Origin of the sequence: Tessaracoccus aquimaris (assembly GCF_001997345.1) — a bacterium.
GTDB classification, from domain to species: Bacteria; Actinomycetota; Actinomycetes; order Propionibacteriales; family Propionibacteriaceae; genus Arachnia; species Arachnia aquimaris.
In genome coordinates, this window is the sequence record NZ_CP019606.1 from 2,505,250 (window position 1) to 2,518,423 (window position 13,174).

Here is a 13,174-nt window from a genome sequence, read left to right on the forward strand (position 1 = left end):
TCGTTGTCTCAGACATGGTTCCCCTTAGCTGATCGGCTGATCGGTCATCTGGCTGATGATCTGGTCGAGGCACTCCGTGACGGCGATGCCCGACTTGCCCTCAAGCCAGTTGCGATGGATGGAGACGTCGACAACCCCGCCTTCGGGGTTGACGGTGAGGCTCACCATCGAGTTCTCGGATCGGATCTGTTCCCCCATCGGCGCCTCGGTGAGCCCGAGCGCGGCGGCCTCTTCGAGCGGGATGGGCGTCTCGAGTTCGGTCGCGCGGTCCTCGAGACGCTGCAACGCATCGTCCAGCCGGTCGAACAGGTTCGGCAGGTTGTCGATCTTCGCCTGCAGTTCGCCCTCCGGCGTCGGCGCCTGGAGTTCGTTCTCGGCCTGACGGAGGATCTCCTGCCGCTTCGCCGCGACCTGCTCGTCGGTGATCACGGGCGCGTCACCGGAGAGACCGGAGGCCTCCAGTTGCGCCTCGGCGATCGTCGCGAGGATGGCATTCGCGAGATGGTCGGTCTCGATCTTGTCGACCCAACGCGGCTCGACGAGCACCCGGGCGAGCCGGCCCTCCGGGTCGATGGTCGCGGCGACCTGGCCCTCCGTGTCACGCACGGTGACCTCTTCACGCCTTGGCTGAAGTGCCAGCATGTCGCGCACCAACTCGTCGAGTTGGGCCTCCATCAACTGCGGGCTGAGGGTGATGTCGTCCATTCGTCCTCCGGTTCGATGTCTCTGGGCAACTCTTCCAGCGGATAGGGTCAGCGTTTGTAGGTACTAGCGCTCAAATAGGTGGGGCCACCATGAACCGACTACGGACGATCCGCGACCTAGCCAACGTGGTGAACCTGTCGACCCCGCTCGGCCTCGGCGTCGCCGTCGCCCGGGGTGGCCGGCTGCGCAGGCGCGACGGGCTCTGGATCGCCGAGGACGTCAGGCTGCCCGGGATCAACGCCAGCGCCATGACCGTCGGGAGCGTCGTCCTGATCCTCGGCCGCAGCCTTGACGAGGCGGAGGCACGCAACCCCACGCTGATCGCGCACGAGGATGAGCATGCCTGGCAGTGGGCAGCCTGCCTCGGGCTGCCGTTCATCCCGCTGTACTTCGCGGCGGTCGCCTGGTCGATGGTGCGCTGCGGCGACCGGGCCTCAGCCAACCCCTTCGAGCGGCAGGCCGGGCTGAGGATCGGCGGCTACCCGGAGAATGCGAAACAGCCGCTGAGGCAGGGCCTCGCGCGGCTGTTCGGGCGGTGAAGATTCAGGAATGCAGCCGGCGCGCCGAGCGGGCCGCCTGCCGCTGGGAGCGCATCCGCCTGAGACGCTTGACCAGCAAGGGCTTGTAGCCGAGGGCCTCTGGGGTGTCGATCAGTTCGTTCAGGTGCTGGTAGTACCGGGCAGATGAGAGCGAGAAGTGCTCCATGATCGCCTGCTCCTTTGGCACCGCGTTGGTGAACCACCTGTCCTCGAAGTCGAGGATGGCCGCGTCACGCTCCGACAGATCGACCGCGCCGGTGAACGAGAGTGCCTCAGACATAGCGCCCATGCTACGTCCAAATCACACCGCTGTCATTATCAGAGTCGGCGGTTCCGCGCCCGCGGACACGCGTTCGACTGACCGATTCGCGCAGGCATGGGGGGTGACTCAGCGCGCCGCCGACCGCCACGGGTAGAGTTCGGCTGACCGCTGTTCACAATCAACGAGGACTGAAACTCAAGCATGCGTCGACTCAACGGCCACGTCCAGCACTTCCCTTGGGGCAGCGCCGAGGCCATCCCAGCGATCCTCGCCCGGAACGTCGATGGGCAGCCGTGGGCCGAATACTGGCTCGGCACCCACCCCAACGGCCCCACCCTCACCGACGAGGGCACCACGCTCGACGAGTACGTTCAGGCCCACCCCGAGACCCTCGGAGAGGCATCGCGCTCCGAGTTCGGCAACCGGCTTCCGTTCCTGCTCAAACTACTGTCAGCGGGCAGCCCGCTGAGCCTGCAGGCGCACCCCTCGCGCGACCAGGCCGAGGCCGGGTACGCCCGCGAGTCGCTGCTCGGCCTCGACCCCACCGACCCGACGCGCTCCTTCAAGGACGACTGGCCCAAGCCCGAGGCGATCGTCGCCCTGACGCCGTTCGAAGGGCTGCTCGGCTTCCGCGACCCGCTGATCACGGCGGGGCTCTTCGAGGGCCTCGGCATCGCGGACGAACTGTCGTCGGTGATCGGCCCGTTGCGGGACCGGCGCGCCGCACCCGCGTTGCAGGAGGTCTTCCTCGACGTGCTGTCTCTCGCCGAGCGCCGTCACCTCGTCGACGTGGTCGTCTCGGCAGCCGTCAACAATTTGGAGGCGCAGGGGGCGTTGGGCGAGTTCGCCCGCACCGCCGTCGAGTTGGACGAACACTTCCCGGGCGACCCCGGAATCCTCGCGGCCCTGCTGCTCAACCGGTTCGCGCTGGAACCGGGAGAGGCCGTTGCGCTTGGCGCGGGCATCATGCACGCCTACCTTCGGGGCACCGGCGTCGAGGTGATGGCGAACTCGGACAACGTGATGCGCGGTGGCCTCACCAAGAAGCACATCGACGTGGACGGGCTGCTCCAGGTCGTCAACTTCGAGCCGGGCGAGCCACAGGTGCTCCTCCCCGAGGGAGTCGACGGCGTCTACGTGTACCCGACGTCGTTCGCGGAGTTCGAACTGTGGCTGATCGCCCCGGTCGACTGCAAGACCCTGGAACTGCCGCGCACCGACAGCGGTCGCGTCGTGCTGGCGACCGAGGGCGAGTTCGTTCTCGAGGCCGAGGAGTCGCTGGCGCTTACTCAGGGGCAGGCCGTCTTTGTCGCCGCAGACGAGCACGTCGCGGTGAAGGGGCACGGGCAACTCTTCGTCGCGGTGTCCGGGGCCTGAAGGCTCGTCGCGACCCCCGAGATGGGCGGTCGCTCTCGCTCGGCATTGGCAACCGCGCCCGCGCGTTGGCACAATGGGCCAGCACGCCTCCTTAGCTCAGCGGCCAGAGCGCTCGCCTTGTAAGCGAGTGGTCGAGGGTTCGACTCCCTCAGGAGGCTCCACCAACCGGCCCCGCTCGGGGACGCCGCCGCCTCCGGCGCGAGCCCCATCCGGTGTCATCGACCTGGGGCTGGGCTTGTTTCCTTGAGCATGTTTGGTTGCTCGTTTGCCGACACGCCGTGATTTCACGGCGTGTCGCGCAACGAGACACCGAACATGCTCATCGGCCGACCCGCGCCGCAGGGCCCTCTCCACCATGGCGCAGCAGCGTTCGGGACCCGATACGCCCGCACTCCGCGCCCTGGTCCGACCTCGCGCCAACCGCTACCCGGAGCCCGGTTGGAGGCGCCGTCGAGGGGCGACACAATGGGCCCATGACCGAACCAAGCAAGTGGACCCGCATCATCGAGGCCGACCCCGACCACTCCCGCCGCTACATCGAACGGTTCAAGGTGATGGAGGCAGCAGGTCACGACCTCGCGGGCGAGGTCCGCACCGTCGACGCGATGGTGCCGCGTGGGTCCCGGATCCTCGACGCGGGCAGCGGGCCCGGCCGGGTCGGCGGCAGGCTGCACGCGCTCGGGCACACCGTCGTCGGCATCGACGTCGACCCTGCCCTCATTGCGGCCGCGGAGCGCGACTACCCGGGTCCGACGTGGCTGGTGGGCGACTTGGCGGAGATGGACCTGCCGGAGCGGGGCATCGACGAGGGCTTCGACGTGATCGTCTCGGCGGGCAACGTGATGGGCTTCCTCGCGCCGTCGACCCGCGTCGAGGTGCTGCGCCGGTTCAGGGCGCACCTGCGCCTCGACGGTCGCGTCGTCCTTGGCTTCGGTGCGGGCCGCGGCTACGAGTTCGCGCAGTTCTTCGCAGACGTCGAGGAGTCGGGCCTCGAACTGGACCTCGCGCTGTCGACCTGGGACCTTCGCCCGTTCAAGGCTGACTCGGACTTCATCGTCGCCATTCTGCGGTGACCGACTGACGGCTCGGAGGGGCCCGCACCGCTTCGGCAACGCCTCTCGCAGGCAGTCGGCCACCTGCCGCCGCTCGCTGAGCCGGTCGAAGGGCCCGAGCACTGGAGCGGTCCCCATGGCCCGGTCGTCCTCGCCTGCGCTGGTGGTTGACGGGCGGTGGGCGCACGGACCCCTCGACAGGCTCAGGGAACGGCAACAGGCTCACGGAACGGCGACAGGCTCGGACCCCTCGACAGGCTCAGGGAACGGCAACAGGCTCACGGAACGGCGACAGGCTCGGACCCCTCGACAGGCTCAGGGAACGGCAACAGGCTCACGGAACGGCGACAGGCTCGGACCCCTCGACAGGCTCAGGGAACGACTGCCGGGGAACGGCGACAGGCCCAGGGACGCGACAGGCTTGGGCCCCTGGAAGGCTCGGCGACGGCGACGGCGACTGCAGACTGGGGACAAGCCCCAGCTCGCACTGTCAGCCGATGATGCCGCGCCTTCTGGCCTCCTGCACAGCTCCCTCGCGGCTTCCCGAGACCCCAAGTTTGCGCATCAGGGACTTGAGTTGGGTCTTGACGGTGTTGACGCTGACATAGTCGCGCTCCGCGATCTGGGGCAACGTCAGGCCAAGGGCGATGCCCTGAAGGATCATCTTCTCGCGCCTAGTCAGCGGGGCCGAGGTCTGGGCCGGGCCCTCAACCTCCACACCCGGATCCGGCGCGCCGACAAGTCGCACGACCGCCGCCGAGTTGGGATGGTTCGCCGCCCTGGCCGCCGTGGCGACGCCGCGCAGCAGTGCCCGGTCGGAGGCCGACATCAGCCGCACCGCGAACCCGCTTGCCCATGAACCGGTGCCCGCCAGGGCCGCTACGAGGCTCGTAAAGGCGCCGTCGTGGTCACCGTGGCGCGCCCGCTGCACCGCCTCCATGACCAGCCTCAGCCCCTGGGCCCGGACGCCGATCCGCGCCCGCGGGAAGGTCATCACCACCTCGTTGCCCGCCGCCAGATCGCAGAGGGCAACGGCGACGGGACGAAGCGCGTGCCCCTCCGGGAGGGAGTTGGCCTGGCGGTAGGCACCGTCGAGGTCCCCGCAGGCGATCAACACCTGGGTGCCCATCACCGTCACCGCGACGTCGGCGCCGAGCAGGGGCTCGCGCTGCGACACGCGCCCGAACCTCCGCGCGGCCTTTGCGCTCTCGTCGTTCAGCAGTAGGGCCGCCAGGTAGGCGGTCACGATGAGCGCCCGCTCGGGCGGCTCGGCATACCCGGAACGGGGCAGCGGCCCCGAGAGGTAGGGCTCGAGGAGGTCGACGACGTCGGCCTGACGTTCGTGATCGAGCAGGAGCCAGGCGGCCGCGGCGGGCCCGATCTCGGCCGCGAGTCGGGCCGCCTCCGTCGCGTCGCCGCCCGTCGGAATGAACTCCGCATGCTTCTCGGACAGCAGGTAGCCCTCGATCGCCCGCAGGGTGACCAGGTGTCGAGGGTCGGGCTCACCGGGGGTCTTGAAGATCAACTCGCGCGCCGCGACGTACTCCCCCTCGTGGATGAGTAGTCGGAGCACCTGCGGGAGAAGGTGAACCCATTCCTGCGGCTCCATGGCATCGAGGTACGCGAGGATGCCCGTCATGGCGTCCATGAGTCCGCCGCGGTCACCGAGGATCGCCGCGGCCTGGGCACAGACGAGGTCCACCTGGAGCGAAGCCTCACCACGACGACGTCCGGCCAGTCCGGCCAGGAGTCCCTCGCACTCAGAACTCCAGCCTCGACGCTCGAGCCTGCTGAACACCCACAGCGCCGCGACCAGAGGAAACCGGTCGGGCGAGGGAGGACTCGTCGCGAGAATCGAGTCGACCACGCCGTCCGGGATCGCCATCGCCGCCTCCGCGAACCGCTCAACGAGAATGCGTTCGGCGCCGCCCCAGTCCCCCGCGAGCAGGCGCTGCCACAGTTCCGCGCGCCGCTCGCCGAGGAGCAGCAGACGGTCCGCCAGGTCGAGCCGGGTCTCGGCCGCCACGCCGTGGAACTCGCGGGAGAGATGCCAGAAGCTCGGGCTCCATTCGATGAGTTCCCGGTCGGTCGCCGACGGCACCGTCACGCCGGGGATCTGGACGTACTCGTCGACGACCTGCGTCGCCTTGGCCCCGAGCAGCCGACCCGCGAGTGACGGGCTGAGTTCAGGCATCAGCGAGAGGGTTCGCCAGGCGACGTTCTGCCCTGTCTCCGGGTAGGGCGGCAGCAGGTTCGTGCTGATGTCGAGGGTGACGGCGACCGCGTCGAGGAGCGCCTGAGGGATCAGGTCGGCCCGACGCGGGTCCTCTCCCATCCGCTCGAACGAGTAAACGGTGGCCGCGACGCCGCCCCTCAGCAGGTTCCAGCAGGCGTCCAGGGTGCGCCCTGGCATGCTCTCACCGAACCATCTGGTCCCCAGCTCGACGACCTCGGGTCGGGTGAATGCCAGGTCGCCCGCGGACAGGTGGACCATCATTCCCGCCGGCACCCGCGGCGTCGGCGCGTCGGCAGAGGCGGTGAGGAAGCGGAAGCCCGGGTGCTCCCCGAAGAGGCCGCACAGCGGGTCGAGGTCCTGGGCCAGGTCGCACCAGTCGATGTCGTCGATGATGATCAGCGCGCGGTCCAGGTCTCGGACCTTGTCGCGAATGTAGTCTGCGAGGACGGTCGGATCGGCGAGCCGTTCATCCAGCGCCACCAGCACCGTCGGGAGCCCTCCGAGCCGCGCGGCCTCGAGGCATTGCCGCAGCAGCGTCGACTTCCCCATGCCTGTCGTGCCGTGCACCGCGACCCACTGCTCTGGGGCGTCGAGGATGCGGCCGATCAGTCGCGGGCGATCCAGCATCACCTTCGGGGCGCCGCCTCGAAAAAGTCGACGCCAGCGCCTGCCGGGCATGGAGGTGTCGACCAGACTCACCGTCACTTCCTCTCTCTGCGACCGCGGGCCTGCGTTCATGCACTGCCCCTCGTACTGGTGCTATTTACACGACTTACGACCTCGGACATAATCGCGAAAGGTTCTGCCCTCGGCTCATCGCCGAGGGCAGAACCTCTGCAACACCCTGAGTGTTTCTCTAGAACGCTCAGTTCGCCGCCGCGGGTCGCAGCTGCGACCCACACCCGGCCGGGATCCGGACGGGCTCCACGCGTGGTGTTCGTGGAGGGCGGCGCCACCGCCTGCATCTCAGCAATGCAGGCCCGGTTTGCGTACAGGGGGGGACGTGCGCTGACCGTGGTGGCGGACCGGGATGTGACGCGGCGCGATTGCCCCGGGCGTCACAGGTGTCCGACCGTTGAACCCGTCAAGCGTGAGGCGCTGAAGTTTCCTGCTGGACACTTCGGCCTCTCTCGACGGTTCCTCCGAGTCGGACAACCGGAAGGATTCCACAGAAAGAGTGGGACAAAACCGCATTTGTCGCCCCGTTGGCGCTTTTCACCCACCAAATCACCCGTTTGCACAACAGTTGAGCGGTACGCCTCGCTCGAGGATGCAGGCGCTGGCGCCGAGCGTCAGGAGACCATCCGACGGCGCAGGAGTCGGGCACGTGGGCGTCGTCGCCTCACCGACCCTTCTGTGCAGCCTCTTCCTTGGCCTTCTTGGATGCGCGCCAGTAGGTCGTCACGATGATGACAACGACGAGACCGATCGCGACGTAGCCTGCGATCTTGGCGTACCAGTCGAGGACGGCGACGGCGCCCTCACCCAACTGCCAGCCGAGCACGAAGTAGCCGATCAACCAGAGCGTCGATGCGATGTAGTCGTAGATCAGGAACCGCTTGAGGCTCATGTTCGAGGCGCCTGCCAGCACGAAGACGACCTGCATCAGCGGCAGCGGCATCGGGATGTAGGCAATCAGGAAGCCAATGGGGCCGAGCTTGTCGGCCCACCGCTCTGCGCGTTCGTAGTTGCGGGCGGCGCGCTTCGACTGGCCCGCCCACACCTCGATCATTCCCCGTCCCCACAGCTTGCCCGCCCACCAGTAGATCCAGTCGAACTTCAGGCTGAGGATCGAGGAGACGATCAACACGATCGGCCAGTGCGGCATCGCGCCGGTGGAGGCGACGGCGCCGCTCGCGGCGACCGCGGTGCGACCTCCGGTCAGCATCGCCAGCAAGTCGGGGGCGATCGGCAGCAGCCAGGCGCGAACCGGGATGAGGATGAGGCTGAACACGGCCACCACACCGAACCAGGTGAGGCAGGCATAGTCGGATCGGCCGGGCTTCTTCTTCCACGGCATGCCGTCGGCCTCCCACCAGGCATCCTCCTCCGACTCATCCTCGGAGCCGGCGTCTGCCGGATCGGCCACCTCGCCCACCGCGAACGGGTCCGCCGCCTCGACGCCCGAGTGGGAGGGCAGAGCCACGTCCTGGTCCATCAGGTACGGGTCGTCGACCCGCTCGGCAGGTACCGGGACGCCCGCGGATGGGTCGAGCCTCGTGTCGTCGGCGCTGGGCGCCGGGGTCCGCGGCTCGCGCGCGTCGTCTGGGGTCTCGGTCACGGCTGAATGCTACGTCACGCCACCCCGAGGGCCGCGCGGCGACCTCACCCTTTGGTACAGACCTTGCCAGCGCCGAACCCCCTGGCAAGGCGAGGGCCTGAGGCCCGGGTCTCGGGTCCGGCAGCAGCCCGGAAATCCGCCAGTTGAGCGATGCGCGTCCCCGCTGCCGCCAAGCGAAGGCGGCGTCCGCGCGGGCCTGGATCTGGATGGCCGGAATACGAACGGCATATGAACGATCAAAGTCAGTGCGGCATTCCGGCGTGTCGGACATCGGGCCCGTTTCCAAACCTGAACCTGCAGTAGACGCCGAACTCAGGGGGTGTAAAGTCCCTTCCAGGAACACCTAAACAACTAGGTTCCAATCCACTACGGATCGTCGGGCACGTACCTGCCCGTGGAAAGGAAATGTGGCATGGCCACCGTTAGCTACCGCGACGCCTCACGCGTCTACCCCGGTACCGACCGCGCTGCGGTCAACAAACTGAACCTCGAGATCGAGGACGGCGAGTTCATGGTCCTTGTCGGCCCTTCGGGCTGTGGCAAGTCCACCTCGCTCCGCATGCTCGCGGGCTTGGAAGAGGTCAACTCCGGCTCGATCTTCATCGGCGAGCGCGACGTGACCGACCTCCCGCCCAAGGACCGCGACATCGCGATGGTCTTCCAGAACTACGCCCTGTACCCCCACATGACCGTGGGCGACAACATGGGCTTCGCGCTCAAGATGCAGAACGTGCCGAAGGCCGATCGCCAGCAGCGCGTCCAGGAGGCCGCCAAGCTGCTCGGCCTCGAGGACTTCCTCAACCGCAAGCCGAAGGCCCTCTCGGGTGGTCAGCGTCAGCGCGTCGCCATGGGCCGCGCGATCGTTCGCCAGCCGCAGGTCTTCCTGATGGACGAGCCGCTGTCGAACCTCGACGCCAAGCTCCGCGTCTCGACCCGCACCCAGATCGCCGCCCTGCAGCAGCGTCTCGGCGTCACCACGGTCTACGTCACGCACGACCAGACCGAGGCCATGACGATGGGTGACCGCGTCGCGGTCATGAAGGACGGCATCCTGCAGCAGGTCGACACCCCGCTCGCCCTGTATGACGCCCCCCGCAACCTCTTCGTCGCCGGCTTCATCGGCTCGCCCGCGATGAACCTGATGACGGGCAAGATCGTCGAAGGCGGCGTCCAGATCGGTGACTACACCGTTCCGGTTCCCCGCGAGACCCTGGCCAAGGCGGCCGGCGACGACACCCTCACCGTCGGCATCCGCCCCGAGGCCTTCCAGATCAGCGAAAACGGCATCGGGCTTGACGTCGCGGTCGTCGAAGAGCTCGGCGCAGACTCCTTCCTCTACGGCACCCTCGCGGGCCTGTCGGACGACGAGGTTGTCACCGCCCAGCAGTTCGTCGCACGCGTCGGCGCCCGCACCGCACCCGAGAAGGGCAGCGTCGTTCGTCTGACCGCTTCGCCCGACCAGGTGCACGTGTTCAGCACCAAGACCGAAGATCGCATCTCCTGATCATCTGAACGTCACACACGAGGGGCCCGGGTTCTCCCGGGCCCCTCGTGCTGTGTTCGGATGGTTCCGTGAGCATGTTCCGCTGCTCGTCGCGGCGAATGGCAGATGTGAGCGTTCGCATCGCAAACGAGCGACGGAACATGCTCATCGCGAAACGGGCGAAGGGCTGGTTCGCCAGTGGCCGTAAGATCCTCGGAGGAGAAGGGAGCCTCGATGGCGGAACTCGGACGGTGGACGCAGGGCATGCGCACCGGGCTCGGTGAGGACCCGACGCACGGAGCGGTCGTGCCTCCCATCTATCTGAGCACCAACTACACCTTCGAGGGCATCGGCGAACCCCGCGCCTACGACTACTCCCGTTCGGCGAACCCCACCCGCGACCACCTCAACGACGCGATCGCCGTCCTGGAGGGCGGCGCCGGCGCGACGGCGGTGTCGACCGGCCTGGCGGCCATCACCCTGGTCGCCGAGGCGTTCGTGCCCAGCGGCAGACGCGTCGTCGTCCAGCACGACGCCTACGGCGGCACCTGGCGACTCTTCACGTTCCTGGCCGAGCAGGGCAGGCTCGAGGTCGACTTCGTCGACTTCAACGACGACGAGGCGCTCGGTGCCGCGCTCGCCCTCTCCCCCGCCCTGGTCTGGATCGAGACGCCGTCCAACCCGCTGCTGCGGATCACCGACATCCGCAAGGTCGCCGACGCCGCGCACGCCGTCGGCGCGATGGTCGCGGCAGACAACACGTTCCTCTCGCCGCTGTACCAGCGCCCCCTGGAGCACGGCGCCGACATCGTGGTGCACTCCACCACCAAGTTCATCAACGGCCACTCCGACGTCGTCGGGGGCGTCGCCGTCGCGGCCGAACAGGACGTCCACGACCGACTCCGGCTCTGGGCCAACGCGCTCGGCCTCACCGGGAGCGCGTTCGACGCGTACCTGACGCTGCGCGGGCTGCGCACCCTCGACGCCCGGATGCGGGTCCACACGTCCAACACCGAGGCGCTCGTCGACCTGCTGCGCGACCACCCCGCGGTCGCCGCGCTGTACTACCCCGGGCTGCCCGGGCATCCCGGAAACGACGTCGCACGGCGGCAGCAGACGGGCATGGGCTCTCTGCTCGCCCTCGAACTGCACGGCGGACGCCCCGCCGCGGAGGCCTTCCTCGACGGGCTGCAGATCTTCCATCTTGCCGAGTCCCTCGGGGGCGTCGAGTCGCTGATCTGCCACCCTGCGTCGATGACGCACGCGGGCATGACGCCCGAGGCGCGCGCCACGGCGGGCATCGGCGACGGACTGCTTCGCCTGAGCGTCGGGGTCGAGTCGGCCGACGACCTGGTCGCCGTCGTCGGCGAGGCCCTCGAACGTGCCGCACGGAGCCAGGGATAGCGATGCTCGATCTGTCGCTCGCGCTCGAACTCAGGTCGGCCGGCCTCGCTTGGCGGCCGACGGCAGGCGACCGGTTCGCGGTCACCCGCACCGAGATGCTCGACGACGTCTTCCACCTGGCCGACATGGTCGTCGAGGCGCGTCGGTTGGAGGCGGGCACGATCTTCGCGTTCAACGGCACCACCGAATGGGCCCTGGACTCGGTCGCGCAGGACGACACCGTCTGGCTCCCGTACGAGCGACAGTTGCGCGAGGCGCTAGGCGACCGGTTCGCGTCGCTGCGGCGCGACGCGGCCGGGTTCGTCGTCACGCTCGACGACGGGTCGATGCACCGCGACGCCGAGCCAGAGAACGCTTACGGGCGGGCGCTCCTGGCGACGCTGACACCGCCTCATGATTCGGCACAGTAGGCTGGGGCCGTGCCCAGATTCCTCGCCGCCAAGCCCGATGCCGACCTGATCCGGCTTCCGTGGCAGCTGCCGCTGGCGGAATGGCCGACGAACCATCTCGTCGCCCTCCCGCGGGGTATTTCGCGCCACGTCGTGCGCTTCCTGCAGGTCGGCGACGACATCCTGGCCGCCAAGGAGATCCTCGAAGAGGTCGCCGTCCAGGAGTACCGCCTGCTGACCGAGCTGAAGCGGCTCGGGGTCCCGTCCGTCGAGCCGATCGGCGTGGTGATGGGGCGCGTCGACGCCGAGGGGGATCCGCTCGACCCGGTGCTTCTCACCAGGCACCTGCCGTTCTCGCTCCCCTACCGCTCGCTGTTCTACCCCGGCGTCAAGCACGAGACGGTCAACCGACTGCTCGACGCGATGGTCGTGCTGTTCGTGCGGCTCCACCTGACCGGCTTCTACTGGGGCGACGTGTCGCTGTCGAACATCTTGTTCCGACGCGACGCGGGCGAGTTCGCCGCCTACCTCGTCGACGCCGAGACGGGCGAACTGCACGACCAACTGACCGACGGACAACGCCGCCACGACCTCCAGATCGCCCGCACCAACCTGTACGGCGAGTTCCTCGACCTCGAGGCCGGCGGCATCCTCGACCCGTCGCTGAACCCGGAGTGGCTCGTCAACACCATCGAGGAGCGCTACCACCAGTTGTGGGCCGAACTGACCGGCGTCGAGGAGTTCGACGAGTCCGAGATGTACCGGTTGGAGGGTCGCGTCCGGCGGCTCAACGCCCTTGGCTTCGACGTCGCCGAGATCGACGTGGACGCCTCACCCGACGGTCGCACCATCAAGATGCGCCCGAAGGTCGTCGACGCTGGCCACCACACCCGGCGGTTGATGCGCCTCACCGGCCTCGACGCCGAGGAGCACCAGGCTCGTCGGCTGCTCAACGACATGGACACGTTCCGCGCCAAGTACGCCCCGCACGTGCCCGAGTCGGTCGCGGCACACAAGTGGCTCGTCGAGGTGTTCGAGCCCGCCGTCAACCGGATCCCCGCGCACCTTCGGAGCAAACGCGACGCGGCGCAGTTCTTCCACGAGGTGCTCGACTACCGCTGGTACCAGTCGCAGCGCGAGAACCGCGAGGTGCCGACCCCGGAGGCGGCAAGCGGCTACATCAGCGAGATCCTCACGACGCTGCCCGATGAGCAGATGGGCGACCTTGAGCCCGTCACCGGGGAACTGGTCGACAAGTACGACCCGTCGAAGGGCTATGTCGACCATGACGACGAGGACAAGCCGTACGACCCGTGGGAGGACGAGGCGAATGCCCCCGACGTCCCCGTGATGCAGGGCCTCGACATCGCCGCGCTGCGCGCCAAGGCAGCCGCGAAGGCGGAGGCCAAGGCCAAGAAGGGCTGACTGCGCCCCGGTCCCGTTGTG

The 13,174-nt window shown here is 68.4% G+C and carries 11 protein-coding genes and 1 tRNA gene; 8 read left to right on the top strand and 4 right to left on the bottom strand.

Annotated features, from left to right (window positions below):
* Positions 1 to 24 precede the first annotated feature (24 nt).
* Complete coding sequence (locus tag BW730_RS11665; RefSeq protein ID WP_077686385.1) at positions 25 to 705, bottom strand: hypothetical protein; 681 nt, start codon at positions 703 to 705, stop codon at positions 25 to 27.
* Positions 706 to 794: 89 nt separating this feature from the next.
* Between BW730_RS11665 and BW730_RS11670 the strand changes: the two genes are divergently transcribed.
* A complete protein-coding gene (locus BW730_RS11670) occupies positions 795 to 1,244 on the top strand; it encodes a hypothetical protein (protein WP_077686386.1) in 450 nt (149 codons plus the stop codon).
* Between the two features lie 4 nt (positions 1,245 to 1,248).
* Here BW730_RS11670 and BW730_RS11675 read toward each other — a convergent pair whose 3' ends face one another.
* Positions 1,249 to 1,524 carry a DUF3263 domain-containing protein gene (locus BW730_RS11675; protein WP_077686387.1) on the bottom strand — a complete coding sequence of 92 codons (276 nt, stop codon included), beginning with the start codon at positions 1,522 to 1,524 and terminating at the stop codon, positions 1,249 to 1,251.
* 183 nt (positions 1,525 to 1,707) lie between these two features.
* Here BW730_RS11675 and manA point away from each other — a divergent pair, with 183 nt between their 5' ends.
* From manA to BW730_RS11690, 3 genes are all read left to right on the top strand, one after another.
* Positions 1,708 to 2,883, top strand: a complete 1,176-nt coding sequence (gene manA, locus BW730_RS11680) for a mannose-6-phosphate isomerase, class I (RefSeq protein ID WP_077686388.1) — start codon at positions 1,708 to 1,710, stop codon at positions 2,881 to 2,883.
* An 85-nt stretch (positions 2,884 to 2,968) separates the two neighbouring features.
* Positions 2,969 to 3,044 (top strand) — tRNA-Thr (locus tag BW730_RS11685).
* A gap of 312 nt (positions 3,045 to 3,356) precedes the next feature.
* Positions 3,357 to 3,956: a class I SAM-dependent methyltransferase gene (locus BW730_RS11690; protein WP_077686389.1), complete on the top strand. Its 600-nt coding sequence runs from the start codon at positions 3,357 to 3,359 to the stop codon at positions 3,954 to 3,956.
* Between the two features lie 469 nt (positions 3,957 to 4,425).
* On the opposite strand, the gene BW730_RS11695 is transcribed toward BW730_RS11690, so the two are convergent.
* The gene (locus BW730_RS11695; protein ID WP_077686390.1) at positions 4,426 to 6,870 is read right to left on the bottom strand and encodes a LuxR C-terminal-related transcriptional regulator; all 2,445 of its coding nucleotides are present in this window, start codon (positions 6,868 to 6,870) and stop codon (positions 4,426 to 4,428) included.
* Between the two features lie 643 nt (positions 6,871 to 7,513).
* Positions 7,514 to 8,452 (bottom strand): DedA family protein, encoded by a 939-nt coding sequence (locus tag BW730_RS11700; RefSeq protein WP_226996759.1) that lies wholly within the window; start codon positions 8,450 to 8,452, stop codon positions 7,514 to 7,516.
* Positions 8,453 to 8,864: 412 nt separating this feature from the next.
* Here BW730_RS11700 and BW730_RS11705 point away from each other — a divergent pair, with 412 nt between their 5' ends.
* The 4 genes from BW730_RS11705 to BW730_RS11720 all read left to right on the top strand — a co-directional run bounded on the left by BW730_RS11705 (position 8,865) and on the right by BW730_RS11720 (position 13,153).
* On the top strand, positions 8,865 to 9,956 hold the full coding sequence (locus tag BW730_RS11705) for an ABC transporter ATP-binding protein (protein ID WP_077686391.1): 1,092 nt from the start codon (positions 8,865 to 8,867) through the stop codon (positions 9,954 to 9,956).
* A 213-nt stretch (positions 9,957 to 10,169) separates the two neighbouring features.
* Positions 10,170 to 11,339: a cystathionine gamma-synthase gene (gene metB, locus BW730_RS11710; protein ID WP_077686392.1), complete on the top strand. Its 1,170-nt coding sequence runs from the start codon at positions 10,170 to 10,172 to the stop codon at positions 11,337 to 11,339.
* Between the two features lie 2 nt (positions 11,340 to 11,341).
* Positions 11,342 to 11,749, top strand: coding sequence for a hypothetical protein (locus BW730_RS11715; RefSeq protein WP_077686393.1), 408 nt, complete (start codon positions 11,342 to 11,344; stop codon positions 11,747 to 11,749).
* A gap of 9 nt (positions 11,750 to 11,758) precedes the next feature.
* Positions 11,759 to 13,153 (top strand): DUF4032 domain-containing protein, encoded by a 1,395-nt coding sequence (locus tag BW730_RS11720; protein ID WP_077686394.1) that lies wholly within the window; start codon positions 11,759 to 11,761, stop codon positions 13,151 to 13,153.
* Positions 13,154 to 13,174 lie beyond the last annotated feature (21 nt).

What these genes read in the sequence shown, in the direction of transcription:
- BW730_RS11665 (WP_077686385.1), bottom strand. Translation starts at nt 705, where the DNA reads ATGGACGACATCACCCTCAGCCCGCAGTTGATGGAGGCCCAACTCGAC.
- BW730_RS11670 (WP_077686386.1), top strand. Translation starts at nt 795, where the DNA reads ATGAACCGACTACGGACGATCCGCGACCTAGCCAACGTGGTGAACCTG.
- BW730_RS11675 (WP_077686387.1), bottom strand. Translation starts at nt 1,524, where the DNA reads ATGTCTGAGGCACTCTCGTTCACCGGCGCGGTCGATCTGTCGGAGCGT.
- manA (WP_077686388.1), top strand. Translation starts at nt 1,708, where the DNA reads ATGCGTCGACTCAACGGCCACGTCCAGCACTTCCCTTGGGGCAGCGCC.
- BW730_RS11690 (WP_077686389.1), top strand. Translation starts at nt 3,357, where the DNA reads ATGACCGAACCAAGCAAGTGGACCCGCATCATCGAGGCCGACCCCGAC.
- BW730_RS11705 (WP_077686391.1), top strand. Translation starts at nt 8,865, where the DNA reads ATGGCCACCGTTAGCTACCGCGACGCCTCACGCGTCTACCCCGGTACC.
- metB (WP_077686392.1), top strand. Translation starts at nt 10,170, where the DNA reads ATGGCGGAACTCGGACGGTGGACGCAGGGCATGCGCACCGGGCTCGGT.
- BW730_RS11715 (WP_077686393.1), top strand. Translation starts at nt 11,342, where the DNA reads ATGCTCGATCTGTCGCTCGCGCTCGAACTCAGGTCGGCCGGCCTCGCT.